The 24,398-nt window shown below is 46.0% G+C and carries 22 protein-coding genes and 1 pseudogene; 21 read left to right on the top strand and 2 right to left on the bottom strand.

The features are described from left to right. Positions 1 to 35 precede the first annotated feature (35 nt). The 4 genes from hydA (at position 36) to VSQ62_RS21365 (ending at position 5,343) form a co-directional block, all read left to right on the top strand. Positions 36 to 1,409 carry a dihydropyrimidinase gene (gene hydA, locus VSQ62_RS21380; RefSeq protein WP_334636796.1) on the top strand — a complete coding sequence of 458 codons (1,374 nt, stop codon included), beginning with the start codon at positions 36 to 38 and terminating at the stop codon, positions 1,407 to 1,409. Between the two features lie 21 nt (positions 1,410 to 1,430). Then, positions 1,431 to 2,213 (top strand): selenium-dependent molybdenum cofactor biosynthesis protein YqeB, encoded by a 783-nt coding sequence (yqeB, locus tag VSQ62_RS21375; protein ID WP_334636795.1) that lies wholly within the window; start codon positions 1,431 to 1,433, stop codon positions 2,211 to 2,213. 68 nt (positions 2,214 to 2,281) lie between these two features. Next, complete coding sequence (gene xdh, locus VSQ62_RS21370) at positions 2,282 to 4,867, top strand: selenium-dependent xanthine dehydrogenase (RefSeq protein ID WP_334637740.1); 2,586 nt, start codon at positions 2,282 to 2,284, stop codon at positions 4,865 to 4,867. Further along, positions 4,867 to 5,343 (top strand): 4Fe-4S binding protein, encoded by a 477-nt coding sequence (locus VSQ62_RS21365; protein ID WP_334637739.1) that lies wholly within the window; start codon positions 4,867 to 4,869, stop codon positions 5,341 to 5,343. The genes xdh and VSQ62_RS21365 overlap by 1 nt, the downstream gene beginning before the upstream one ends. Positions 5,344 to 5,421: 78 nt before the next feature. On the opposite strand, the gene VSQ62_RS21360 is transcribed toward VSQ62_RS21365, so the two are convergent. Further along, positions 5,422 to 5,637, bottom strand: a complete 216-nt coding sequence (locus tag VSQ62_RS21360; protein ID WP_334636793.1) for a helix-turn-helix domain-containing protein — start codon at positions 5,635 to 5,637, stop codon at positions 5,422 to 5,424. A 724-nt stretch (positions 5,638 to 6,361) separates the two neighbouring features. Here VSQ62_RS21360 and VSQ62_RS21355 point away from each other — a divergent pair. The 9 genes from VSQ62_RS21355 to VSQ62_RS21315 all read left to right on the top strand — a co-directional run bounded on the left by VSQ62_RS21355 (position 6,362) and on the right by VSQ62_RS21315 (position 15,645). Next, a complete protein-coding gene (locus VSQ62_RS21355) occupies positions 6,362 to 7,138 on the top strand; it encodes a helix-turn-helix domain-containing protein (RefSeq protein WP_334636792.1) in 777 nt (258 codons plus the stop codon). Between the two features lie 139 nt (positions 7,139 to 7,277). Further along, positions 7,278 to 8,672, top strand: a complete 1,395-nt coding sequence (locus VSQ62_RS21350; RefSeq protein ID WP_334636791.1) for an ABC transporter substrate-binding protein — start codon at positions 7,278 to 7,280, stop codon at positions 8,670 to 8,672. Positions 8,673 to 8,789: 117 nt separating this feature from the next. Next, the gene (locus VSQ62_RS21345; protein ID WP_334636790.1) at positions 8,790 to 9,692 is read left to right on the top strand and encodes a carbohydrate ABC transporter permease; all 903 of its coding nucleotides are present in this window, start codon (positions 8,790 to 8,792) and stop codon (positions 9,690 to 9,692) included. Positions 9,693 to 9,694: 2 nt separating this feature from the next. Beyond that, positions 9,695 to 10,531, top strand: coding sequence for a carbohydrate ABC transporter permease (locus VSQ62_RS21340; protein WP_334636789.1), 837 nt, complete (start codon positions 9,695 to 9,697; stop codon positions 10,529 to 10,531). A gap of 70 nt (positions 10,532 to 10,601) precedes the next feature. Next, complete coding sequence (locus VSQ62_RS21335; protein ID WP_334636788.1) at positions 10,602 to 12,095, top strand: alpha-L-arabinofuranosidase family protein; 1,494 nt, start codon at positions 10,602 to 10,604, stop codon at positions 12,093 to 12,095. Between the two features lie 54 nt (positions 12,096 to 12,149). Continuing rightward, positions 12,150 to 12,782: a YesL family protein gene (locus VSQ62_RS21330; protein ID WP_334636786.1), complete on the top strand. Its 633-nt coding sequence runs from the start codon at positions 12,150 to 12,152 to the stop codon at positions 12,780 to 12,782. Next, positions 12,779 to 14,293, top strand: coding sequence for an arabinosylfuranosidase ArfA (gene arfA, locus VSQ62_RS21325; protein ID WP_334636785.1), 1,515 nt, complete (start codon positions 12,779 to 12,781; stop codon positions 14,291 to 14,293). The genes VSQ62_RS21330 and arfA overlap by 4 nt, the downstream gene beginning before the upstream one ends. A gap of 36 nt (positions 14,294 to 14,329) precedes the next feature. Continuing rightward, on the top strand, positions 14,330 to 15,187 hold the full coding sequence (locus VSQ62_RS21320) for an alcohol dehydrogenase catalytic domain-containing protein (RefSeq protein WP_334636784.1): 858 nt from the start codon (positions 14,330 to 14,332) through the stop codon (positions 15,185 to 15,187). After that, entirely contained in the window at positions 15,178 to 15,645 is a 468-nt protein-coding gene (locus tag VSQ62_RS21315; protein WP_334636782.1) for a helix-turn-helix domain-containing protein, read from the top strand. The genes VSQ62_RS21320 and VSQ62_RS21315 overlap by 10 nt, the downstream gene beginning before the upstream one ends. Before the next feature lie 384 nt (positions 15,646 to 16,029). On the opposite strand, the gene VSQ62_RS21310 is transcribed toward VSQ62_RS21315, so the two are convergent. Then, positions 16,030 to 17,532 carry a MarR family transcriptional regulator gene (locus VSQ62_RS21310; protein ID WP_334636781.1) on the bottom strand — a complete coding sequence of 501 codons (1,503 nt, stop codon included), beginning with the start codon at positions 17,530 to 17,532 and terminating at the stop codon, positions 16,030 to 16,032. A 267-nt stretch (positions 17,533 to 17,799) separates the two neighbouring features. Between VSQ62_RS21310 and VSQ62_RS21305 the strand changes: the two genes are divergently transcribed. The 8 genes and pseudogenes from VSQ62_RS21305 (at position 17,800) to VSQ62_RS21275 (ending at position 24,299) form a co-directional block, all read left to right on the top strand. Then, positions 17,800 to 19,272, top strand: coding sequence for a transposase (locus VSQ62_RS21305; protein WP_334636582.1), 1,473 nt, complete (start codon positions 17,800 to 17,802; stop codon positions 19,270 to 19,272). 323 nt (positions 19,273 to 19,595) lie between these two features. Then, positions 19,596 to 19,928: a DUF3795 domain-containing protein gene (locus VSQ62_RS21300; RefSeq protein WP_334636780.1), complete on the top strand. Its 333-nt coding sequence runs from the start codon at positions 19,596 to 19,598 to the stop codon at positions 19,926 to 19,928. A gap of 69 nt (positions 19,929 to 19,997) precedes the next feature. Continuing rightward, positions 19,998 to 20,573 (top strand): GNAT family N-acetyltransferase, encoded by a 576-nt coding sequence (locus tag VSQ62_RS21295; protein ID WP_334636778.1) that lies wholly within the window; start codon positions 19,998 to 20,000, stop codon positions 20,571 to 20,573. Between the two features lie 136 nt (positions 20,574 to 20,709). Continuing rightward, entirely contained in the window at positions 20,710 to 22,170 is a 1,461-nt protein-coding gene (locus VSQ62_RS21290; protein WP_334636776.1) for a transposase, read from the top strand. Positions 22,171 to 22,833: 663 nt separating this feature from the next. Next, positions 22,834 to 23,019: pseudogene (locus tag VSQ62_RS32525) on the top strand (restriction endonuclease subunit S); the annotation flags it as partial. A gap of 107 nt (positions 23,020 to 23,126) precedes the next feature. Next, positions 23,127 to 23,384 carry a TfoX/Sxy family DNA transformation protein gene (locus tag VSQ62_RS21285; RefSeq protein ID WP_334636775.1) on the top strand — a complete coding sequence of 86 codons (258 nt, stop codon included), beginning with the start codon at positions 23,127 to 23,129 and terminating at the stop codon, positions 23,382 to 23,384. A gap of 110 nt (positions 23,385 to 23,494) precedes the next feature. After that, complete coding sequence (locus tag VSQ62_RS21280) at positions 23,495 to 23,977, top strand: GNAT family N-acetyltransferase (protein WP_334636774.1); 483 nt, start codon at positions 23,495 to 23,497, stop codon at positions 23,975 to 23,977. A 4-nt stretch (positions 23,978 to 23,981) separates the two neighbouring features. Beyond that, positions 23,982 to 24,299, top strand: a complete 318-nt coding sequence (locus tag VSQ62_RS21275; RefSeq protein WP_334636773.1) for a hypothetical protein — start codon at positions 23,982 to 23,984, stop codon at positions 24,297 to 24,299. Positions 24,300 to 24,398: the final 99 nt, after the last annotated feature.

Raw genomic sequence — 24,398 nt, 5'->3', positions numbered from 1 at the left:
GTCTTATGGGGCAGCAGATTGCAGGAGTGGATGGTATGAGAACGATTATAAAGAACGGGCATATTTTTACAGAATCAGAAGATTATCAGGCTGATCTATTGATTGAGGGCGGGAAGATCGTCTGTGTTGGGCGAAAGCTTCCGGGGGATGAGGCCGAGATTATTGATGCAAAGGGATGTTATATCCTTCCGGGAGCCGTGGATGTACATACCCATATGGATCTGGATGTTGGAATCTCCCGCGCGGTGGACGACTTCTATGACGGGACGGTGGCGGCTGCCTGCGGCGGCACCACCGCCATCGTGGACCACATGGCTTTCGGCCCGGCGGGAGTACCGCTGCATCATCAGTTCGAGGTCTATAAGAAGCTTGCCGAAGGGAAGGCTGTGATCGACTATGGCTTCCACGGAACGGCCCAGCATGTGAATGATGAGATTCTTGAGGAATTAGCGGCAATGGCTTCTGACGGTATCCCCAGCGTGAAGGTATATCTGACCTATGGGTTTCGGTTAAATGACGCGGATGTGCTGCAGATCTTGCAGAAGATGAAGGAGGTCGGCGGGGTTACGGCATTCCATTGTGAGAATCATGAGGTGGTGGAATTCCTGAAGCAGAAATATAAGCTGGAAGGTAAGACCGCGCCTGTCTACCATGCCAAGAGCCGTCCGAACCTTGCAGAAGCGGAGGCAGTAAGCCGCGTGCTGAATTTGGCGCGGATGGCAGACGATGCTCCGGTATATATCGTACATCTGTCCTGTAAGGAGAGCTTAGAGGCGGTCAGAGATGCCAGAAGGCACGGTCAGAAGAATATATTTGTAGAGACCTGTCCTCAATATCTGGTGCTGACGGAGGAGTGTTACCGGAGGGAAGACGGGCTGAAATACATCCTGTCTCCTCCGCTCAGGACCAGGGAGGATTGCGAGGCGCTGTGGGAAGGGATTGCAGACGGGACGATCCAGGTGGTCGCGACGGATCACTGCCCTTTTAACTACGGCATAGAGAAACAGATGGGGAAGGATGATTTTACAGCCTGTCCCAACGGGGCGCCCGGAGTGGAAGAACGGCTGATGCTGATGTTCTCCGAGGGTGCGGCGAAAGGCAGGATTACTATGAATCAGTTGGTGAAGACGCTCTGCGCAGAGCCGTCCAGGATCTACGGGCTGTATCCTGAGAAAGGAGTGATCCAGCCGGGGGCAGATGCGGACCTTGTCATCCTGGATCCAAGGGGGAGCTATGTGATGACACAGGAGAGGATGCATGGGGCGGCAGATTACACTGCTTATGAGGGGATGCAGATTACTGGAGAGATCCGAAAGGTCCTGCAGAGAGGCAAGGTGATCGTAGACGGCGGAAAGTTCCTGGGTAAGAAGGGCGATGGACGGTTTATCAGGCGCAAAGGCTTAAATTGATTGAAAAGGCGGGTGGAACGAATGAAGGTATTGATCAAGGGAGCAGGCGATCTGGCTACGGGAATTGCATATGAGTGCTGGCTTGCCGGATATGAAGTATTGATGACGGAGATAGAGATCCCTCTTGCCGTGAGAAGGGCGGTTTCCTTCTCGCGGGCAGTCTATGAAGGAGAGGCGAAGGTCGAGGATGCGACAGGTATTCTTGTCCATAATATCGAAGAAGCCCTTAAGGTTACAGAGGCGGGGAATATCGCTGTCATCGTGGATGAACATGCGGATATCAGGAAAGAATACCGGCCGGACGTCCTTGTGGACGGGATCATGGCGAAGAAGAATGTCGGGACCGGTATCGAAGACGCACCGGTGGTGGTGGCGATCGGACCGGGATTCGAGGCCGGCGTCGACTGTCATTATGTGATCGAGACGCAGAGAGGTTCGACACTTGGGCATGTGATCCGTGAAGGAGGCGCCCTTCCCAATACCGGAGTTCCAGGAGAGGTGGGCGGCTATACAAGAGAACGGCTGATCCAGGCGTCTGCCAACGGCAGGATGGAGCCGGTTGCAAGAATTGCCGATGTGGTGGAAAAGGGACAGATCGTAGCCAGGACCGGCGGCGTTCCGGTCTATGCGCAGATGTCCGGGATTGTGCGCGGGATGCTTCAGGAAGGCGTGGAGGTGACGAAGGGCTTGAAGATCGGAGATATCGACGCCAGAGAAGTCGAGGCTTATTGTTATCAGATCTCAGATAAGGCAAGACGCATCGGGCAGGGAGTGCTGGAGGCTATTTCGTCTGCCCGGATCTGAAATCTGTGAGAAAGGGTTTTCGGACAGTTGGTTATGACAAATTACAGAAAAAAGAAGGTGAGAAATTAGTGTATACATTTACAGTAAATGGCCAGGTTGTTACCACCAGGAAGAAGCAGACGCTTCTGCGGTTCTTAAGGGATGAACTGCATCTGACTTCGGTGAAGGACGGATGCAGCCAGGGAGCGTGCGGAGCATGTACCGTTATCATAGACGGGAAGACCTGTAAGGCCTGTGTTCCGACGACGGACCGGCTGGAGGGTAAGAATATATTGACGGTGGAGGGCTTAAGCAAGTGGGAGTCAGAGGTATTTACCTATGCTTACGGCGAGGCCGGAGCGGTCCAGTGCGGATTCTGTATCCCGGGGATGGTGATGTGCACGAAGGCGCTTCTGGATGTGAATCCGGATCCTGCGGAAGCCGAGATCAAGTATGCGATCCGCAATAATTACTGCCGCTGTACCGGTTATGTGAAGATCATTGCGGCGGTGAAGCTTGCGGCGAAGATCTTACGGGAAGGCGTGATCCCGGCAAAGAGCGCGGACGACTGGAAGATCGGTTCCCGCGTGCACCGTCTTGATGTGGAGGAGAAGGTGCTTGGATTCGGGAAATATCCGGACGACTTCTATATGGACGGAATGTGCTATGGTTCTGCTCTTCGGAGTAAATACCCAAGAGCAAGGGTGATGTCTATTGATGCTTCGGCGGCGAAAGCGCTGCCGGGTGTGGTCGCGGTGCTGACCGCTGAGGATATCCCCGGGGAGAATAAGATCGGGCATCTGAAGCACGACCAGTATACGCTGATACCGGTGGGCGGGCTGACCCATTATCTGGGAGATGCCGTCGCGCTGGTTGCGGCAGAAGATATGGAGACAGTGGAGAGGGCAAAGAAGCTGATCAAGGTAGAATACGAGGTGCTTCCGGCGGTACATAGCATAGAAGAGGCGAGAGCCATGGATGCGCCGCTTGTATTTGACGAGGAAGAGTCTAATGTGCAGGCGTACAAGCATGTGAGCCGGGGAAATGCGAAGGAGGCCATCAAGAACGCGAAGCATGTGATCACACAGCATTTCGAGACGCCATGGACGGAGCATGCGTTCCTGGAACCGGAATGTGCAGTGGCATATATAGACGAAGACGGGGATTTGAGGATCATTTCTACGGATCAGGATGCGTACTGTACCTTCCATGAGTGCAGCCTGATGCTTGGAACCGATAAGGTGAAGGCGGAGAATGCACTGGTGGGCGGCGGTTTCGGCGGCAAGGAGGATATGACGGTGCAGCATCATGCGGCGCTTCTTGCGTACCGTACCGGGCGGCCGGTGAAGGTAAGACTTACACGGGCGGAATCCTTGCTGATCCACCCCAAGAGGCATCATTTTGTGATGGATTTCACCATGGGATGTGACGAGAACGGCAGGATACTTGGCGTGAAGGCCAAGGTGGCTTCCGATACAGGGGCTTTCGCTTCTCTTGGAGGACCGGTTCTGGAGCGGGCGTGTACCCATGCGGCGGGACCGTATGCTTATGAGAATTTTGAGATCGAAGGAACGGCGTATTATACCAACAATCCGCCGGCAGGAGCGTTCCGGGGATTCGGCGTGACGCAGACTTGCTTCGCGACGGAGACCCTGTTAAATATGATGGCGGACGAGATCGGCATTACACCCTGGGAGATCCGTTACCGCAATGCCATCCGTCCGGGCGGTGTGCTGCCTAACGGGCAGATCGTGGATGAATCCACCGGGCTTGCAGAGACATTGGAGGCAGTAAAGGAAGAGTATGACGCTGCAATGGCGGCAGGGAAACCAGTGGGTCTCGCCTGTGCCATGAAGAATGCCGGTGTGGGTGTTGGGATTCCTGACTGGGGCCGTGCGAAGCTGATCGTGGAGGAAGATCAGAAGCTCCATATCTATGCCGGAGCTTCCTGTATCGGGCAGGGACTTGGAACGGTGCTTGTCCAGATGGTGGTCTCCAATACGGACCTTAGGCGGGACGATATCGTCTATGAACGGAGTAATACCTGGATCGCGCCGGATTCCGGCACGACCTCCGGCTCCAGGCAGACCATGATCACGGGAGAAGCAGTAAGGCGCGCCTGTGAGAAGCTGATGGAGGCAAAGAAGGACGGGAAGACGCTCGCCGATCTTGCGGGGCAGGAGTTCTACGGAGAATATCTGGCGAAGACAGACCCTCTGGGTGCGGATGTACCGAATCCGGTGTCCCATGTGGCTTACGGGTATGCGACGCAGGTGTGCATCCTGGATTCTAAGAGCAGGAAGATCGACACCATGATCGCTGCCCATGATGTAGGCAAGGCGGTGAACCCGCTGTCCTGTGAGGGACAGATCGAGGGAGGCGTGGTGATGTCTCTTGGATTTGCCTTGACGGAGCGGTATCCCATCGACGAGAACTGCAAGCCGATTGACAAATTCGGTGCGCTGGGACTGTTCCGCGCCCATGAGATTCCGAAGATCAAGGCGATCGTGATCGATAAGCCGGGACTGAACGTCGCCTGCGGCGCCATCGGTATCGGAGAGATCACGTCGATCCCCACGGCGCCGGCAGTGACGGACGCGTATTACCGGCTGGATGGAGAGCGGAGATTCACCCTGCCGATTTCCGGCACACCATATGAAAGGAAGGGATCATGATGGCAGTAAAGAAGAAATTCCCCTATCGTGCGGCGGTGGTGGCGTGTAACGGCGATTGTCCGGCAAGCGCGGGATTCAGGTGCAGTTACGGTTGTGTGGGCTGCGGCAATTGTGCCGCAGTCTGTAAGTTCGGCGCCATCTCTCTGAATGCGAACGGCGTGGCAGAAGTGGATGAGGAGCGATGTATTGCCTGCGGCATGTGTGTAAAGATCTGTCCGCAGCAGGTGATCCGCATCCATGAGTGCGCCAATTCTATCGTGGTGAAATGTTCGAATCAGGATAAAGGGAAGGAGGCAAGAGAGGTTTGCGCGGCAAGCTGTATCGGCTGCGGGATCTGTGAGCGTACCTGTACGGCGGAGGCGGTAAAAGTAATAGAAAATTGTGCGAAGATCAGAGAAGAGGACTGCTTAAGCTGCGGGATGTGCGCGGTGAAGTGCCCAAGAGGGGCGATCATGGATCTGAGAGGAATATTATAAATAGAAGAGTTATGTCATGACAGAAGAACTGGAGATGTTAATTTTCCAGTTCTTCTGTTTTTTTGGAGGAAAATACCCCTATGATTTATCGGTATTGTCTTTGATGTGCTGGCAAATATCCTCAACCTCGCAATCTAATATTTCACAAAGCCGGTCAAGGGTAATCGTTTTTATCACTTTATTTTTTCTTAGGCGGTGAAGCTGTGCTTCGTTTACGTGGTAATCTTTGATCAGTGAATATTGTGAAATTCCTTTTTTCTTCATGGTTTCCCATAAACGGTCATATACAATCATATTCGTTCCTTTCTGGAGTGTATATACTTATTATTCCATGAGATTCGGAAATATAATATTGTGCGTGTAAAAACAATATTTTTTGGATCTTTCTATTGATTTATTTTCAAACTTGCACTAGAATAAGTGAAATAATATTGTTCGTGAAAGAACAATAAAGAGAAAATTTTATAAGATGATTTTTTTGATAAATGCATTAAGAATTTGATACATATTGGAGTTTGAGAAAGGGTATGATAGTTAATGTTATTTAGTAGGGCAGAGTGGCAGAGCGGGGTGTACTTGTATGGAGAAGACGTTGGATTATATCTGTAACCATATCATGAGAACAGCACATACGCAGATTCGGTGGTACAAGATTAATGAAGAAGGGATCTCTGAGTTACTGTATTATTATGGAGACTCGCTCCAAGAGGATATTGTCTGCTCTGATCAAATATTTACGCAGCAATTATTAAGTATCAGGTCAGAGGAATATCCAATTTTATATGCAGAAAAGTATCCGATATATTTTGCGGTAATTTGCCAGTTACATTGTTGTTTTATTCTTGGGCCTGTAAATGTAGAACAGCAGCAGATTTATTATGAAGGTATGACGGTAGAACGTTATCTGGCACAAAAGCATAATGTCAGAAATACAAAAGTTCCGTATTGTAAGTATGAAAATTTTTGCCAGGAAGTATTGCTGCTGTTTTATATGATGAGTGGCAGGGAAATGTCATACGTGGAATTAAATGAAAAGAATTATATAACGGAGAGCCTGCTTGCGTCAATGCAGATAAAAAAGAGTGAATTATTTTTTAACTATCACGAGCACTCAAGAGTCCACAATCCATATGAACTTGAGGCGAGAACAATGGAGGGGATCAGGAAAGGAGATGTTGAGAGAGTGATAAAAAGTCTTGATGAGACATTTACAGGAGAATATGGAATCTTATCAAAAAGCTCATTGCAGAGTGCCAAGAACCTGGGGATTATTGGTTTGACGCTTGCCTCAAGAGCGGCTATTGGTGGCGGAATGCCCTATGAGAAAGCCTTTTCTCTTCATGACAGCCAGGTACTTAGGCTGGAAGAGATAAATAATATTGGAGAAGTAGAGGTGATGATTCGGCAAAGTAAGATCCAATATGCAGAAATGGTGCATGAATTAAGATCCGGATGTGACAGGAAGAAAAATTTATTGATAGAAGAATGCAAGAATCTGATTTTCAGAAAAATGCACACGAAGATTATTATACGCGAACTTGCCGATGAATTGGAGGTGTCTGTGGAGTATTTATCTGCCCTGTTTAGAAAAACTGAAGGTATATGTATTAAGGATTATATTACGAAAGAAAAAGTACAACTAGCGGAAAATATGCTGATCTATTCTCAATATTCTATTGAACAGATTGCATTATATCTGGGGTTTAACTCACAGAGTCATTTTGGATCTGTATTTAAGAAACATGAAAATATGACTCCAAAACAATATAGAGATAATTTTGCTAAAAAAATGTAATAACCAATAATAATCAGACAAAAACATTAATAATTTGATATAAAAATGCGGATGACATATGTATAGTGTTAACAACAGACGATTTGATGTTTATTTCCAAATTGTCAAAAAATACACAAAACATTAAAGGAGGAAGCACATGAAAAAGAGATTGATAAGCAGTGTTTTATGTGTGATGCTGGCGTCATCCATGCTGATGGGCTGCGGTGGCGGATCATCTGACAGCGGAACAAAGGATGATACGGCGGCAGAAGACGGCGGTAACGACAGCGGAGACAGCGGCAGCGAAGAGGGTATGACGCAGGGGAAAAACAAGTTCGTAGACGGAGGAACAGAGTTATCGCTCTGGACATTCCAGGAACTGCACGTGGCCTTCTACACGACGATGGCAGACCTGTGGAATGAGGAGCATCCGGATGAGCCGATCAATCTTACGGTAACAACCGGAGAGTCATATTCTCTGCACAGCAAGCTTCTTGTGGCATGCCAGGCGGGCGAGGGAACGCCTGATATTGCGGATATTGAGGTTGGTTATTATGGTTCATTTTTAAAGGATGATTATCTTCTCCCGATCAATGATGTTGTTGAACCGTATGAGGATGAGATTGTAATGTCACGTGTTAAGATGTATGGGAAAGATGATAACTGGTATGGTGTTGACTTCCATCTTGGCGCTTCCGTTTGCTATTACAATATGGATGTCATGAAGGAGGCAGAGGTTGATCCGGCGGAAATCGTGACTTGGGATGATTATATCGAAGCGGGAAAGAAAGTGCTTGAGAAGACAGGTAAGCCGATGTGCGCGGCTGAGACTGCTGATCTGTTCCTCCCTCAGTTAATGTTGCTTGAGAAGGGCGTTCAATATGTGGACGAGTCCGGACAGCCGAATATCAATACGAAGGAACATGCGGAGGTTATTGAATATATCAGGGATATGATCGATTCCGGTGTCTGCGAGATCGCTCCCGGCGGCGGTTATCATATGGAAGAATGGTATGGGCATCTGAACGGCGGAGAAGTTGCATCTGTTGCATTGCCGCTGTGGTATATGGGACGATTCCTGGACTATTGCCCGGATCTGGAAGGAAAGATCGGGATCTATGAGATCCCGGTATGGAACGAGGGAGATACTCGCGAAGTTCTTCAGGGCGGTACCGGCACATCTGTTATTAAGTTTACAGAGCAGGCAGATCTTGCAAAAGAATTCCTGGCATTCTGTAAGTTGTCAGAGGAAGGCTGTAAATACGAGTGGAATGAACTTGGATTTGACCCGATCAGGGTGTCTCTGTGGGAAGACCCTGAGATTACAGAGAATAAAGACAACAGATTCCTCAAGTACTTTACGACCAATCCGTTTGATATTCTTAAGAAAAACGGTACGGATCTGACAGCGCCGGATATCTCCGGCGGATACTCGGCTACCTACAGTACGCTGGTATCAACCACTTATGCGAATGCATTCGAACTGGATACGGAAACCCCGGCAGAGGAACTGCTTGAGATGGAGGAAGCTTCTATCATTTACGATGAATAAATTGAATATGGATAAAGTGCTGTTGAAGCGATATTGAAGGGTAAGTGGAAGGTGCGTTTGTGAATGCACCTTCCACTTTAAAATGGAATCGATTTGGAGAGGAAAGGAGAGAAGATAATGGAAAAAAAGAGTGTTTTTAGGCGTTTCCTATATTCTCAGAAGGTAGCACCCTATGTGTTTATCCTTCCCTTCATTTTAACATTTCTGATTTTTTTCGCTTATCCGATCGTCAGTACGGTTGTGATGAGTTTTCAGAAGGTAGCGGGGGAGAATACTACTTTTGTAGGATTAAAGAATTATAAGACACTGATGAATCCCGTTTTTTACAAGAGTATGAAGAACAGTATCTTCTATATGCTTGTAAGCTGTGCGATCATGATACCGATTCCGATGGTTCTGGCAACAATGCTGAACAGCAGGCATATGAGGGCGAAGGGGTTTTTCCGCAGTATGATGTTCGTCCCGGCGCTTACGTCAGTGGTCGTGGCGGGGGTTGTATTCCGATTGATGTTCGGAGAACTGGAAGGATCCTTTATGAATCAGGTTCTTGCCTTTTTTGGCGGGGATCCGGTGATATGGCTGAGAAAGCCTCTGACTGTGTGGATCGCATTGTTCATCTTGTGCCTATGGCGTTGGACGGGGGTAAATATGATGTACTATCTGTCCGGATTGCAGCAGATATCAGGAGACTTGTATGAGTCGGCCAATATCGACGGCGCATCCTCTGTTCAGCAGTTTCGCTATATAACACTGCCTTTATTGAAACCGACAACGGTCTATGTGCTGACAATCTCCATATTCGGCGGTCTGGCGATGTTCACGGAATCGTACCTGTTGTTCAACGGAAATAAATCGCCGAATAATGTAGGTACGACGATCGTGGGATATCTATATCGTATGGGAATGGAGCAGAATAATCTCGGTATCGGGTCTGCGATCGGTGTGTTGCTTCTTGTGATCGTAATGATCATTAATGTGATTCAGCTTGCCCTAAACGGCACATTTAAGAAAGGAGAGTAGCTATGAAAAAGAAAAATAAGACGTTATCGATCCTCTTGTTTTTGTTCTTTGCGGTGGTCGTATTGATCACGATGCTGCCTCTGATCCTGCTCCTTGCGTCATCCTTTCGGCCGGGATCCGATCTGATGCGTTTTGGGCTTAATTTTGATATTGACTGGACAATGGCGAATCTGGACAATTATAAGCTCTTGTTCAGCGGACAGAATAATTATTTTAACTGGTATAAGAACAGTCTGCTTATTACTGTGATCCAGGTTGTGCTCGCGTTGTTTCTAAGTGCCTGTGTCGGTTATGGGTTCGCAATGTATGATTTCAGATTCAAGAATCTGGCTTTTGCCTGTGTACTTGTTGTTATGATGATTCCGACAGAGGTGATCATCCTTCCGCTGTACCGGCTGATCATCGGGATGGGAATCATGGATAACATGTGGGGGATCATGCTGCCCTATATCGTAGCGCCGATGCTGATCTTCTTCTTCAGACAGTATTTGTCGGGGATATCGAAGGAGTTCCTGGATGCGGCGCGTGTAGACGGATGTACGGAGTACGGGATATTCTTCCGGATTATGCTGCCGCTTATGAAGCCGTCCTTTGCGGCAATGGGTATTTATCAGGGTATGTCAAGCTGGAATAACTTCCTATGGCCCATGATCGTCATGCGTACGCAGTCCAAGATCACGCTTCCGGTCGGCCTTCAAAGTCTGATGTCTCCTTACGGCAATAATTATGATATACTGATTGCAGGATCTTGCTTTGCGATCATACCTATATTGATTCTGTTCGTATGCTTCCAGTCCTACTTTATTGAAGGTATGACGGCAGGCGGTGTCAAGGGATGATAGCATCAAAAGATGATTAGACAATAGACAGTTGAACTGACTGATAAGACCAGAAGAGGAGAATAATAAGATGAGATTGTATATCAATGGGAAGCGGAAGATTGGGACAAGGGATATCATGATCTACGGACATTTTATTGAACATTTTCACCGGCAGATCTATGGCGGAGTGTATGATCCGGGGAATCCGCTGTCAGATGAAGACGGGCTCCGTAAGGATGTGCTGGAGGCGATGCGGAGGATCAAGGTGCCGGTATTAAGGTGGCCGGGGGGATGTTTCGTATCTTCTTATCACTGGAAAGATGCGGTAGGAGAGAACAGAAAACCTCTTTTTGATAAGGCATGGAGAGTGGAAGAACCCAATACTTTTGGGACAGACGAGTATATCCGGATGTGCAGGAAGATTGGCTGTGAGCCTTACATTTGCACTAATGCGGGGACGGGTACGGCGGAGGAGATGAGCGACTGGGTGGAATACTGTAATCTGGAATCAGAGGGGCAGTATGCCAAATGGAGGATCGCGAACGGGCATCCCAAACCGTATAAGGTCAAATACTGGAGTGTGGGCAATGAGAATTATGGGTTCTGGGAAATCGGCGCTAAATCAGCCGAAGAATGGGGCAGACTCGTTGCGGAGTCATCTAAGATGATCAAGCATGTAGATCCTGAGACAGAGCTTACGGCGGCAGCGCTTACAGATCTGAACTGGAATATTAATCTGTTGGATCACAGTGCGCAGTTTCTCGACTGGATCTCCATTCATGAGTATTGGGACGGCATCAATCAGACCAATGACTATGCGGATTATGAAGCGGTTATGGCTTATACCAACCGGACAGAGCATTCGATTGCTGAGGTGCGTGGTCTTATCACTGCCATGAAGCTTGAGAAGAAGATCAAGATCGCCTTCGATGAGTGGAACTTAAGAGGCTGGTACCACCCCAATGTCCATACCATTGAGCAGGGAAGAACGAAGGAAGAGTATCTCTATCCCCGTGACAAGAATGACGATAACAGCAAATATACGATGGCAGACGCAGTGTTTACCGCATGCTTCTTAAATGCGTTAAACCGGAACTGTGATATCGTGGGGATGGCGAATTTTGCGCCGATCGTCAATACCAGAGGATGTATCTTTACCCATAAGGATGGGATTGTGCTTCGAAGTACCTACTATGTATTCGACTTGTATGTCAATTATCTGGGAGATGTGGTTCTGGATTCCTGGTGTGCGGGCATGGAGAGTATCCGTGTACGCAATAAAGCGGGAGATTTGGAAGAGACAGATACGCTTGACATAGCGGCAACATCCTTCAGTGACAGAGCAGGATATGCGGTTGCAGCCGTGAATAAATGTGCGGATCAGGAGAAAGAGCTGGAGATTGACCTGGAGGCTTCAGGGGACATACGGATATATTACATCTCGGGTAGGAGTACGGAGTCCTATAATGACGTTGGCCGGGAAGAGGCTGCGATCCAATGTGAAGAACTAGGGAAGTATGTTCCCGGAATGAAGGTTACGCTGAAACCGCACATGGTAGGAATCATCCAGATTGGCATGTAGACAGAGCTGTATGGATGACGGAAATGATACAGGACAGAAGGAGATAGGATGAATATGGACGGCAGAATTATGGGATTACTGAATCGACTGGGTGATCTGTTCCTCTTAAATATCATATATCTTGTAAGCTGTATTCCGGTTGTGACGATCGGAGCCGCCACTACGGCGCTTTATTATACGACATTTAAGATGGCGGAGAACAGAGAATCCTATGTATGGCGGGATTATCGGCAGTCCTTTCGGCAGAACTGGAAGCAGGCGACCGAGATTTGGATGATCCTGTTGGCAATGATCCTCGTATTAGGAGCGGATCTGCTCCTTATAGGGGGAATGAGCCAGGCTCTGGGGGCGGTGGTTGCCCTTGTAGTCATTGTACTTAGCATTTTTTTGATCATGATGGGTATCTATGTATTTCCGGTGCTGGCAAGATTCGACAACACGATAAAAAATATCATGAAAAATGCGCTGATCATGTCGATCAGGCATCTGCCGTCCACAGCAGTGATCGTGATACTTCACGGGGTGCCGCTTTTGCTTTTGCTGTTTTCCATGGAGGTGTTTGTAAGAGGGGTACTGGCGGTGTTGCTTTTTACCGTATCGATATTGGCATATATTCAGTCGAAGCTATTTGTAAAAATATTTAAAAACTATTATCCAAGAGAAAGAACAGGAGATTTGTGTGCATGATGAAGAAAGCGAAAATGATTATTGACAGAGATTTTAAGGTTGCCGAGGTGGATAAGAGAATCTATGGCTCTTTTATTGAGCACCTTGGGAGAGCGGTGTATGACGGAATCTATCAGCCGGGGAATCCTAAGTCCGATGAAAACGGATTCCGGCGGGATGTGATAGAGATGGTAAAGGAACTGGGGTTACCGATCGTGCGCTATCCGGGCGGGAATTTTGTGTCAAGCTTCGTGTGGGAGGACAGTGTGGGTCCTGTAGAGTTAAGGCCAAGGAGATTGGAACTGGCATGGCAGAGCCTTGAGACAAATGCGGTTGGCGTCAATGAATTCGCCGGATGGGCGAAGAAGGCAGGAGCAGATCTGATGATGGCAGTGAACCTGGGAACCAGGGGAATTGCCGATGCGTGTAATCTGCTTGAATATTGTAACCATCCTGGCGGGACGAAGTACAGTGATATGCGTATCAGCCATGGCGTGAAGGAGCCTCATAATATCAAAGTCTGGTGCCTGGGGAATGAGATGGATGGTCCATGGCAGCAGGGCCATAAGACGATGCATGAATATGGCCGGCTTGCGGAAGAAACCGGGAAGGTGATGAAGATTATCGATCCAACGATCGAACTGGTATCCTGTGGCAGTTCTTATCGTGAGATGCCGACATTTCCGGAATGGGAGGCGGCTACTTTAGAGTGTACTTATGATGTGGCAGACTATGTGTCGCTTCACCAGTATTATGGAAATGAAGCAGATGATACGGCGGATTTCCTGGCGAAGTCCGACGATATGGACGAATTTATCAAGACAGTTATTGCAACCTGCGATTACATCAAGGCGAAAAAGCGTGGCAGGAAGAACATCAACTTAAGCTTTGATGAGTGGAATGTATGGTTCCATTCCAAAGAAAAGGAAATGGATATCAGAGAGAATACCCCCTGGCAGATTGCGCCTCCGATGCTGGAGGATATCTATACCTTTGAAGATGCTCTCCTGGTAGGGCTTATGCTGATCACGCTGATGAAGCATGCCGACCGTGTAAAGATTGCGTGCCTGGCGCAGCTTGTCAATGTGATCGCTCCGATCATGACGGAACAGGGCGGCGGTCCGGCCTGGAGACAGACTATATTCTATCCATTTATGCATGCGTCAAGATATGGAAGGGGAATGGTCTTAAGACCGGTCATCCAGACCCCGGTCCATGATACTTCAGAGCATGAGAATGTAACGGATATTGTGAGCGTTGCCGTGTACAGTGAGGAGAAGGAAGAACTGACAATATTTGCGGTTAACCGTAATATTGATGAAGATATTCAGGTTATGATTGATGTCCGCGGGATGGAAGGATATCAGATTAAAGAGCATATTGTATTGGAGAACAGCGATATGAAACTTATCAATGGCGCAGGCGGGGAACTCGTATCTCCCAAGACAACGGATCAGTCAACGCTTGAAGGCGGAATAATCACAAGTATGCTCCATAAAGCTTCCTGGAATGTAATCCGTCTTGGAAAGTAGTTTGAAAAATTAAAATAATTGCAGGAGAAGAGTGGAATGAATATGATGAAAGCATTGAGAATGTATGCCCCTGGGGATTTCCGTTATGAGGATGTTCCGGTACCGGAAGTAGATGAGGATGAAATCCTTGTGAAGATCGAGGGATGCGGGATATGTGCCGGTGATGTGAAGACTTTGCACGGCGGTGTGCGGATATGGGGAACGACACCGGAAAAGCGTTACATAGAGGCGCCGGTTATCGGTGGGCATGAATTCGTGGGACGTGTTGTGAAGTATGGGAAGAATGTGAATGGTGTGAAGGAAGGGGACCGTATGGTCTCGGAACAGATCGTTCCTTGCGGTGAATGTCGTTTTTGTAAAGCGGGTTATTATTCTATGTGCCAGAGACATTATATTTATGGTTTCAAAGAAGAGACGCAGGGTGGATTTGCAGAATATATGAAGTTCAATAAGCAGGGAATACATCACCATGTACCTGATACATTGACGTTGGAACAGGCTGTTTTGATCGAGCCCATGGCATGCGCTATGCATGCGGTAGAGAGAGGGAAGATTCAGCACAATGATGTAGTAGTAATCAGTGGTTTAGGTGCGATTGGCTTGGGAATGGTAAGCGTAGCAAGAAAAATGCAGCCTAAATTAATCATTGGTCTGGATCTTCGTCAGAATCGCATGGACAAAGCGTTAGAATGTGGGGCAGATATGGTCATGAATCCAGCGGCGGTCAACGTTGGAGATAAGATTCGGGAATTGACGCAAGGATATGGCTGTGATGTGTATATTGAAGCCTCCGGCAGTGAAAAGAGAACTGTACGGTTTTGTTGGTGGCGTCCGGGCAGTGGGAGTATTATAATCAGGTATATCATATTTCAGGAGGTAATGCCATGGGGTTAGGGAATCATTTATTTCATGCACGGAAGAAAAAGGGGCTGTCACAGGAAGAGGTTGCTGAAAAGCTGGGGATAAGCAGGCAGACCGTTTCAAAATGGGAAACGGATGAGACGCTCCCTGATATCTGTCAGTCAAAGAGGCTTGCGGTTCTGTATGGACTGTCACTGGATGAACTGGTGGAGTTTGATATTGACATCAAGGAGATACAGGAAGTGATTGACCGGACCAGTGAGGAAGTATCGGATAAGATTGACTGGACGAAGGCATGGAGCAGAAAATATCCGGTTCTGTCCCGGTATCAGGAAGAAGTGGATACGGCCTGTTATGAGGCAGAGCTGGATAAGCTGTTAAGGGAGCTGGAAAAGAAATACGGGTATAGTGAATTGAATTCTATGCTTGTCCTGAAGGATATCCTGGCATCAGTCTGGAAAGGCAGGAAGAAAAGCGGCATTGGCTTATGAAGATGCCAGGACTGCCGCGAGGGTCAAATATCTCGTTGCTCTGCCGCGGGGTATTTGACCTCGCATAATAACATCCAAAAAATCATTGCCGGTGTGAATGTAATTCTCGAATCTGAAATCTGCCGGCTAAACTCTGATACCATCTGCTTGGTCTCCTGGCTGTTCTGTCTCTCCAATATAAGCAGATGGTTTTTCATGTCATGGTACAGAGCACGTACACGCTTCTCATCCTCTGCTTTCTCCCGGTAATAGGAAAACTTCTGAAAAAACTTAATGATACAGCTAAAGCGTCTTTTCCTCTGAAGCGTGACGTTGAAGGGATTTTAGGCCACTTATAAATATTTTTTGACGCAAAATGGCAAAATTTCTGCATAAGAAAAACACTTATGCCAATGCTGGTATAAGCACAAGGTTTCTAACGGTTAATCCTGCCGCAATGACCTCTTTGCCGTAAGCTGTTGTAAAATACTTATAAGTTCCTTGAACCCGTTCAATAATCCCATGGAGACGGAGCCGCTTAAAAATTCTCGACATGGCAGACGGACTGATATCCTCCAGATGGCGGCGGATATCCTTTCCCTGCATTCCAAAAGTCATGTATTCGCCCCGGCTGATCACTTCCAGTACCAACAGATCTTTTGGGGAAAAGAAGTTCAGCCCACGGTAGGAACGGCCTTTCTCCTTAACAGCCTCTGTTGCTTTTGTAAGATTCTTCTTTCCGCCGCTGTGGTCATCAAAGGATGATACGAATTCCAGATACCGGTAGTTGGCGGCTTTCATGATTGTGAATAACTGATACAGGCTATAAATACTTTTTTTCAAAGGCGCTTTTTGTTCTGTGGAACTGCCGTCCCTGTGTTCCACTTTCCGTTTTACACGAAAAGTCCCGATGTCATTGCAAGTACTTTCTATCCGTAAGACACAGCCAAATTTATCATACATTTTAATTGATACATCACCCATATGGTGTTTGATTCTCGTACCGAGAATACGCTGGTTATAGTTTGTACCGACTTCTTTCTTACAGTTATAGGTAATGCGCTGTCCCAGGAATGCAGCGATGTTATCCGGCTTTACCGTAAAGATTGCCGTCCGGATGATCTCATCATAAAGGGGCTCCAGGTCACAGGCCTGTTTGAACATGATATCGGTTGCGCACTCAATCTGTTGGACTGTCCAAGTGTAGCCGAGACCGAGCGATTCCGCAATGGGACAGTAGCGTTTTGCAAATACATCCAGGATTTTATGGAGACCTTCCGGGTTGATTCTGTCAGATAGTTTCTGGGCAGTTTCGACATCTGAGATTTCAAGGAAGGCGTTATCATGCATACGGTAAGTGATCCCTTTCTTTTGCAGCTTATGGGCCAGAAGATTATGACCGTTCATGTAGAACTGTAGTCGGAAGGGAGCCCAGGTGGGGACCCGGAGATAACACAAGCCGAGTTCTTTATCTATAAAATAAAAATAATAATGGAGACATTTGCTTTGGTCAAACTTAAGGAATGTTTTTCCGGTTGTTTTATCATGCCATGGCTTATAAGTATTGCATTGTTCCATGGCAGAAAAGATATGAATCAGCCCCTCAGACTTACCGGTTTTCTGAATGATCTCCTGGATGCGGTCATCTTTTCGGAACGCCCGGAGTTTCCGGATGAACTCAATCTGGATGCCGTTTTCATCTGCAATACGCTGGGCATTGGCACGAACCTGTTCCGTAAGAGGCTGGGAGAAACTAGAAAAATCAAAAATACGGATGTTGTTGGCTTTTAAATAGCTGGTCATACCTTCCGCATAACTCCATCCGGGGATATAGCCCTGGATGATCATACGGTCATAGCAAGTGATGATACCATTCATTTTGTCAGCATATTTATCCGTAAGTAACATGAACACATCCTCCAATAGTTTTCTTGAGCAGTCTCGGAAACTCTTTAAGCCCGAATTTCCGCTCTTTTTTCATGTTCTTCTTTTTTGCTTTCCTCCATATCCCGGAAAACATTTTTGTTAAATTTTCAAAAAAGTATTGACATATAAGTCAAAATGTGCGGCGCGTTTGGTGACCATATACGCCAGTCACCAAACGCGCCCCTTGTAGTTAAGAAGCGTCTGTGCCACACGCACAGCATTAAACTAAACTACTAGGAGGTGCACTTTATGATCAAGTACTGGCAGTCCATGCAAGATTACAAGTACTTTCTCAACGAATCCAAAGTCCATTTCGATTCCTCTGAAAGAGTCCGGCTCCATACGGAGCTTTGGAAACCTTGGCAGAAACTCCGCCTTTTCGATACCGATAAGGCCATGGAGTTCCTTCTGCCCTTTTACTCCAACACTGGCAGGCCCGCTAAGAACCAGCCACAAATCTTAAGGTCTTTTATCCTTTTCTTTCTTCTATTTTCAGAAGGTTTGGCCAAGCTATCCCTTACCCTTTGGGTCGACAGGCTCAAACATGACCGCCTCCTTGCCGCTCTCATCGGCTGCACTACGGATTCCCTGCCGCCCCTCGGTTCTTATTTTGACTTCATGGACAGGCTCTGGACTGCACCGCCAACGGACTTATATGCGCGGGACAAACTGCTTCCGGCTTCCTGGAACACCAAAAAGCCGGATAAGCCCAAAGGCAAAAAACAGAAAGCACAGGAGGCAAAGCCCAAAATCACAGAATCTATCGAAAAACGGCTCATGAGCGGGAAGGATATCCCTTTTAACTTTGAAGGGCGGCTGCAGCGCTTCTTCTATCACGTGGCTGTCCTGCCTTCCATGGAATCCGGTCTCATACCAAGGGAACACCTTACGGTTTCCGGAGACGGCACCGCCGTGCATACCCATGCCTGCCCACGCGGGCACCACAGGGTTGGCGCACCGGAAAACCTGCGGCATTTCCCCGACCCCGATGCTTCCTGGGGCTGGGACAGCGACCTGGAAAAATATTACTTCGGCTACACTTTGTTCCAATTATCCTGCTATAACAGTGAACTCAGGACAGATCTCCCCCTGCTTCTGCGTTTTACCAGTGCAAAGCGTCATGATTCGGTCAATTTCCTTGTCGCTTTCCATGAACTAGAAAAACATATGCCGGCTGTTTCCACCTCGAATATGTGCCTGGATTCTGCAATGGACAATTACCCCACCTACCGGATCCTTAAAAACAGGGGAATACGGGCCTTCATCGACCTGAACGACAAATGCGGCCGGCCAAAAACAATTCCTGATACCATCACCATTGACAAAGATGGAACGCCCTTATGTCAGGAAAAACTGCGCATGAAGCCTAACGGTTATGACAAATCCAGCGGTTACCTCATGTGGCGCTGCCCCTATGGGAAAGATCACTGTTCCAAATGTAAAAACTCCTGCACCGATTCCAAATATGGGAGAGTCGTCAAGACCCGGCCCGAATGGGATATCCGGCTTTACACCGACGTCCCCCGCGGCACAGATGCTTATAAGAAGATTTATAATCAACGCACCGCCACGGAACGTATCAACAACCGCATCCTCAATGATTACGGACTGCACCGTATGTTCATACACACAAAGGAGCATTATTCTTTCATGACGACCATGATTGGAATCTGCATCCATCTGGATGCCCGCTATAAACAGCAGGTGCAGGCAGCGGCATAAACCAAGTTTCCTGCTTCTGGATTCTTTCAGGCCTGTTTTCCGACAGGTTTTAAAGTCATGCACATTTTTATTCTTTACGCTCTCTGGACTGCTCAAGCCCCATAATCATCCATCCCTTATCCCTCTCATTTCTGAAAATCAACCCTTTCCTGCTTATTCTCTATTGAGTTTCCGAGAGTGCTCTTCTTTATTGTACTTGAAATTTGGAGGAAATGCAAAAAACTTTTCCGGTTTATCCGGGTTAGGGAAATAGAGAGTGATTTTTAGCGGGAGACCCTGTATAATGGAAAGCATGGATCAGAATTTGTAGGAGGTACGAAACTATGAGGAATATGATTGCATACTGCGGACTGGATTGTGAGAAATGTGACGCATATCTTGCGACAATCCATGATGATCAGGCATTACGCGAGAAAACTGCAAAACTGTGGGCAGAGTTAAATCATGCGCCTATTTTGCCGGAACATATCAACTGTGAGGGCTGTCGTGTGGATGGAGTTAAAACCGTATATTGTGAGAGCCTTTGCGATATTCGCCAGTGTGCGCTGAAAAAGGACATGACGACATGTGGCTGCTGTCCGAATGTGGAAACATGTCAGACTGTTGGGGAGATTATTTCTAATTATCCGGATGCTCTAAAAAACTTGAAGGGGTGAGGTAGGTAAGGTTCATTCGTAAGTTTATCAGCAATGGCATTTGGAAGATCAGTGAGGAAGGTGATCAGAATGATATTAGAGACAGAACGCCTGATCTTAAGGAAGTTTACAGAAAAGGATATGGAAGCTCTTTTTCTTATTTTGAAAGATGAAGAGGTGAATCGGTTCCTGCCATGGTATCCTGTGAAAAATCTGGAAGAAACAAAGGAATTTTACGAGGAACGGTATGCTTCAAAATATGCACAGTCGCAGGCATATGCCTATGCGATCTGCTTGAAGGAAGATGATTTTCCTATTGGTTACATCAAAGTTGACATGGAAGAGCACCATGATTTTGGATACGGGCTGCGTAAGGAATTCTGGCATAGGGGGATTGTTACAGAAGCAGGAAAGGCAGTGGTAGAACAAGTAAAGAAAGATGGATTGCCCTATATTACAGCGACACATGATAGAAATAATCCAAGAAGCGGTAACGTTATGAAAAAGGTAGGTATGAAATATTGCTATTCATATGAAGAACAATGGCAGCCAAAAGATTTTCCTGTCATATTCAGAATGTATCAGCTTAACTTTGACGGCAACACAGATTTTGTATATAAAAAGTATTGGAATGAGTCTGATAACCATTTTATTGAGGAATTATAAATCGGATTGGCAGCTTCGGATTTGTGGGTGAGGGAATGCCGTATAAATATGGAAAATGCGGTGTATCCCAAAAAACTTGTGATTATAGAGCAGCTCTGACGCTTAAAAAAAAATTAATAAAAAAACCTCCCATTTTATGGGAAGATGCGCGATAATAGAAGTAACCAGACAACTATTTTTTCGCACCACCATAAAAGAGAGGAGGTTTTACTATGAAGCAAGAATAAAAATCAGAAGAAAAGAGGTTAGGGAACACCTGGAACAGTTGAACCTTGCATGTGAATTAGCCAAGCTAATCCGGCATTTTTTCCCAGATCTTTTACCCCTGTTAAAACAGATTCCAGATCCCAGAAACCAGAGCTATATTACCTATCCTGCTGTGTTACTTCTTATGACCCGTATCCTTTCTTCTCTATTTTACATCAGCAGTATGAGGAAAACAAGTGAAGAATTCAATTCCAGTGAAATGATCAAAAACATCTGGCATCTATCCGGGGAGGAACAGACCGTGGAGGAGCTTCCCTACTGGGAAACCATCAACCGGTATCTGGAAAAAGTAGATCCGGAAAAATTGCAGGACATCTTAAACCGCCTTTGCAGCAGGCTTCTTTGCAGCCGGGCTTTTGAAAATATGCGAATCAGGGGCAAGTACTGGCAGGTGATCATAGATGGAACGCAGCTTTGCAGCAGCCGGAGGGAACTGGATGGGAAAAGCCTGCACCGGACCCATAACAAGGGGACGGAAAAAGAGTATCAGGAGAACTATTATTATGTGCTGGAAGCAAAGCTGGTACTGCATCCGAAAATCCTGATCAGTATTCAGACGGAATTTGTGGATAATGAAGAGGGAAAAGAAATGGAGAAACAGGACTGTGAAAGGAAGGCCTGCTGGCGTTTAATGGAAAAGCTGAAAAAAGCGTTTCCAAGGTTGCCGATCTGCCTGTGCGGGGACAGTCTGTATGCCTGTGAAGGTTTCTTTGAGAGATGCAAAGGAAAAAACTGGCGGTATATCCTGCGGTATAAGGAGGGGAGCATCCCGAGCATTGGGGAAGAATACAGAGAACTGAAAGAAATGGAGAAGAATTACCAGGAGCGCGAAACACAGACTGGGAAGGAATGGTATGATTACGTGACAGATATAGATTATAAAGGACATCAGGTAAATCTGGCAGAGTATGGAGAAAGCGGGGAGCATATCTGCAAAAAGGGCAGGAAAAAGGGAAAAGCAGAAACGATCCGGAAAGAATTCTGGTTTCTCACAGATCTGCCAATCACCAGAAAAAATGTGGCAGGACTGGTGGAGCGCGGAAGGATGAGATGGAGAATCGAGAATGATGGGTTCAACGCGCAGAAAAGGCAGGGATACCATCTGGAACACCAGTACAGCAGGAATTATCAGGCACTGAAAAACCATTATTATCTGATCCAGATTGGGCACATGATCAGCCAGATCATGGAGGCTTGGGAAAAAATATGGAAAAAGGTAAAGCAGAGTAGGGAGCAAAAGCACAGGAGGATACTGGAATCCATGAAAGAGACTCCATTGAGAGAATACAAGGAAGAGATCGCTAAAAAGATACAAATACGGTTGATATAGAGGACCATGTGGAAAGGTGGTGAAGGAGCAGATAACAACAAAAGTTAAAAAAGCAGAATACAGGGATTTTATGGCTTAAATAAGATTGCGTTGATAAAGCAAAATGAGAAAATAAAATCCAATGTACTCTGAGAGTGTAAGTATAAATTTAAGCGTCAGAGCTGATTATAGAGTGGGTATTCTTGACAAGGACCGAGCAGAATGTTATTATACTAATGTAATAGTGCTACCGATAGACGGTTAGCCCAGATATTGTTTAGTTAAAAAATAACCGCTCAGTTGTCTAGGCTGGAGGCGGTTATTTTTTATGTGAATTGCTATTTCGACCAATGGTGTAACCAAGGCCAAAACAGCTAATGCATAAGCTTATAACTGCAATGAGACTTTCAATGGTTAGCATTGGTAAAATCCTCCTGAATATAAATCTCCATGAAAATGGGCAATTTATGTAAACGGAGGTCACAGTCCTCCGGAGAAGACTAACCGCCTACCGAGTAGGGTAGCACTAAAGGTATTATATTAAACACTTGCTCATAATGCAAGAGTAATCTGGAATTTGTATGAAGAATAGATGAAAAAATATATTTTGGAAGAATGTTGCGAAATACTTGATTCAAAACGGATTCCGATTACAGAAAAAGATAGTATGCGCATGTATTAAAACCCAAAGAAATGATTAATGTGGATTATTTATGCTATTCTTTAATGTATTATGATGTCGAAGGAATTGTAAATGGAGCAACGAGAAAAAAATTAACTCAGTCAGCTATGAGGCAAATACAAATTCCTAAACGTAGTATGTGTGAGCAATTAGAAATTGTAAAAAAATTGGGGTTATCAAAAATATAATAAAAAAAGAGAAAATTGCAATTAGAAGAGTTTGATAATTTAATCAAATCGTGGTTTGCCGAAGGGTTAATAAACGGAAAATTAATGGCTGCAAGAAGGAGAATGACATGGCGGAATTAACATCTATGATGAATATTGGTAAGGAGATGGCAAGGAAGTTGGATTCCGTGGGGATTGGTTCGGCGGAGGAATTGGTCCGTCTGGGGGCGAAACAGGCTTTCCTGAAAGTGAAAGAAAGGTATCCGAATGTCTGTCTGGTACATTTGTATGCGCTGGAGGGCGCGGTCTGTAATGTGGAGTTCAATAGTCTTTTGGAGAGTAGGAAAAGAGAACTGAAAGAGTTTAGCGATTTTTTAAAGGGATGACGGGAAGGAGAGTTTTACGTTGAGGAAATTATAAGGAAATAGAGAGTGATTTTTAGTGAGATATCCTGTATAATGGGAAGCATGGATCAGAATTTGGCGAGGAAAAATGTATGATTAGAATAAGACCATATAAAGCTTCGGATGCAGATACAATATTATCGTGGTGCCAGGATGAAAAAGCATTTTATCAATGGACAGCAGGTATACTTGGTAATTATCCTATAACACAAAAGGAATTTTGTTTTGCTGAATCTCTAATGCCGTTTACTGCATTTGATGAGACAGGAATTGTTGGCTTTTTTACCCTAAGGAACCCGAATGAATCATTGGATGAATTGCGTTTTGGCTTTGTTATTGTTAATCCTTACAAGAGAGGAAAAGGCTATGGAAAAGCTATGCTCCGGTTAGGTCTAAAATTTGTATTTGAAGTATATGGAGCAAAAAGAGTATCATTGGGCGTTTTTGAGAATAATCTTCCAGCTTATTATTGTTATAAAGCAGTTGGTTTTAGCGATGTAGTTCTTGATACAACAGAAAAATATTGTATTCTGGGTGAAGAATGGAAGTGCAAAGAATTGATTATGGGAAAATAGATTCTTGGGAGAATCAGAATATAAATTTCATCTCCTAAAAGAAGATCAGGTTAATCTCCTTATGGGTTATGATGTCAATACAGGACTTCCGTTGTTTGCAAGAATGTATCGCGGCGCCTGCAATGACAAATCGACAATCGAGGATCTCACTGACCTGATAAAATTTTCAGGGGAGTATTTCGGTGTATATGTCCTTCAAAGTAATAGTGAAATGACTCCCGAAGAAATATTTTCCGGATATAAAAAACGTTGGGGTATCGAAACCTTTTATCAGTATCTTAAGAATCGTGGTGATTACAATGACCAATCAGCACTTGACTAAACTAACTTGAAACATTAATTCCCTGAATGATTGTGTCTAGACAAAGTAAAGACAATACTCGGTCTTAGAAGGCAGCAAGTGGAAAAATTAGATGAATTA

Origin of the sequence: Sporofaciens sp. JLR.KK001, assembly GCF_036941055.1 — a bacterium.
In the GTDB taxonomy this organism is placed as follows: domain Bacteria; phylum Bacillota; class Clostridia; order Lachnospirales; family Lachnospiraceae; genus Sporofaciens.
This window is presented reverse-complemented; position numbering and strand designations above follow the sequence as displayed.

Bases quoted from the DNA above. Each gene is read 5' to 3' on its own strand.
- hydA (WP_334636796.1), top strand. From the start codon at position 36: ATGAGAACGATTATAAAGAACGGGCATATTTTTACAGAATCAGAAGAT.
- yqeB (WP_334636795.1), top strand. From the start codon at position 1,431: ATGAAGGTATTGATCAAGGGAGCAGGCGATCTGGCTACGGGAATTGCA.
- VSQ62_RS21365 (WP_334637739.1), top strand. From the start codon at position 4,867: ATGGCAGTAAAGAAGAAATTCCCCTATCGTGCGGCGGTGGTGGCGTGT.
- VSQ62_RS21360 (WP_334636793.1), bottom strand. From the start codon at position 5,637: ATGATTGTATATGACCGTTTATGGGAAACCATGAAGAAAAAAGGAATT.
- VSQ62_RS21350 (WP_334636791.1), top strand. From the start codon at position 7,278: ATGAAAAAGAGATTGATAAGCAGTGTTTTATGTGTGATGCTGGCGTCA.
- VSQ62_RS21345 (WP_334636790.1), top strand. From the start codon at position 8,790: ATGGAAAAAAAGAGTGTTTTTAGGCGTTTCCTATATTCTCAGAAGGTA.
- VSQ62_RS21340 (WP_334636789.1), top strand. From the start codon at position 9,695: ATGAAAAAGAAAAATAAGACGTTATCGATCCTCTTGTTTTTGTTCTTT.
- VSQ62_RS21335 (WP_334636788.1), top strand. From the start codon at position 10,602: ATGAGATTGTATATCAATGGGAAGCGGAAGATTGGGACAAGGGATATC.
- VSQ62_RS21330 (WP_334636786.1), top strand. From the start codon at position 12,150: ATGGACGGCAGAATTATGGGATTACTGAATCGACTGGGTGATCTGTTC.
- arfA (WP_334636785.1), top strand. From the start codon at position 12,779: ATGATGAAGAAAGCGAAAATGATTATTGACAGAGATTTTAAGGTTGCC.
- VSQ62_RS21320 (WP_334636784.1), top strand. From the start codon at position 14,330: ATGAATATGATGAAAGCATTGAGAATGTATGCCCCTGGGGATTTCCGT.
- VSQ62_RS21315 (WP_334636782.1), top strand. From the start codon at position 15,178: ATGGGGTTAGGGAATCATTTATTTCATGCACGGAAGAAAAAGGGGCTG.
- VSQ62_RS21310 (WP_334636781.1), bottom strand. From the start codon at position 17,532: ATGTTACTTACGGATAAATATGCTGACAAAATGAATGGTATCATCACT.
- VSQ62_RS21305 (WP_334636582.1), top strand. From the start codon at position 17,800: ATGATCAAGTACTGGCAGTCCATGCAAGATTACAAGTACTTTCTCAAC.
- VSQ62_RS21300 (WP_334636780.1), top strand. From the start codon at position 19,596: ATGAGGAATATGATTGCATACTGCGGACTGGATTGTGAGAAATGTGAC.
- VSQ62_RS21295 (WP_334636778.1), top strand. From the start codon at position 19,998: ATGATATTAGAGACAGAACGCCTGATCTTAAGGAAGTTTACAGAAAAG.
- VSQ62_RS21290 (WP_334636776.1), top strand. From the start codon at position 20,710: ATGGGAAGATGCGCGATAATAGAAGTAACCAGACAACTATTTTTTCGC.
- VSQ62_RS21285 (WP_334636775.1), top strand. From the start codon at position 23,127: ATGGCGGAATTAACATCTATGATGAATATTGGTAAGGAGATGGCAAGG.
- VSQ62_RS21280 (WP_334636774.1), top strand. From the start codon at position 23,495: ATGATTAGAATAAGACCATATAAAGCTTCGGATGCAGATACAATATTA.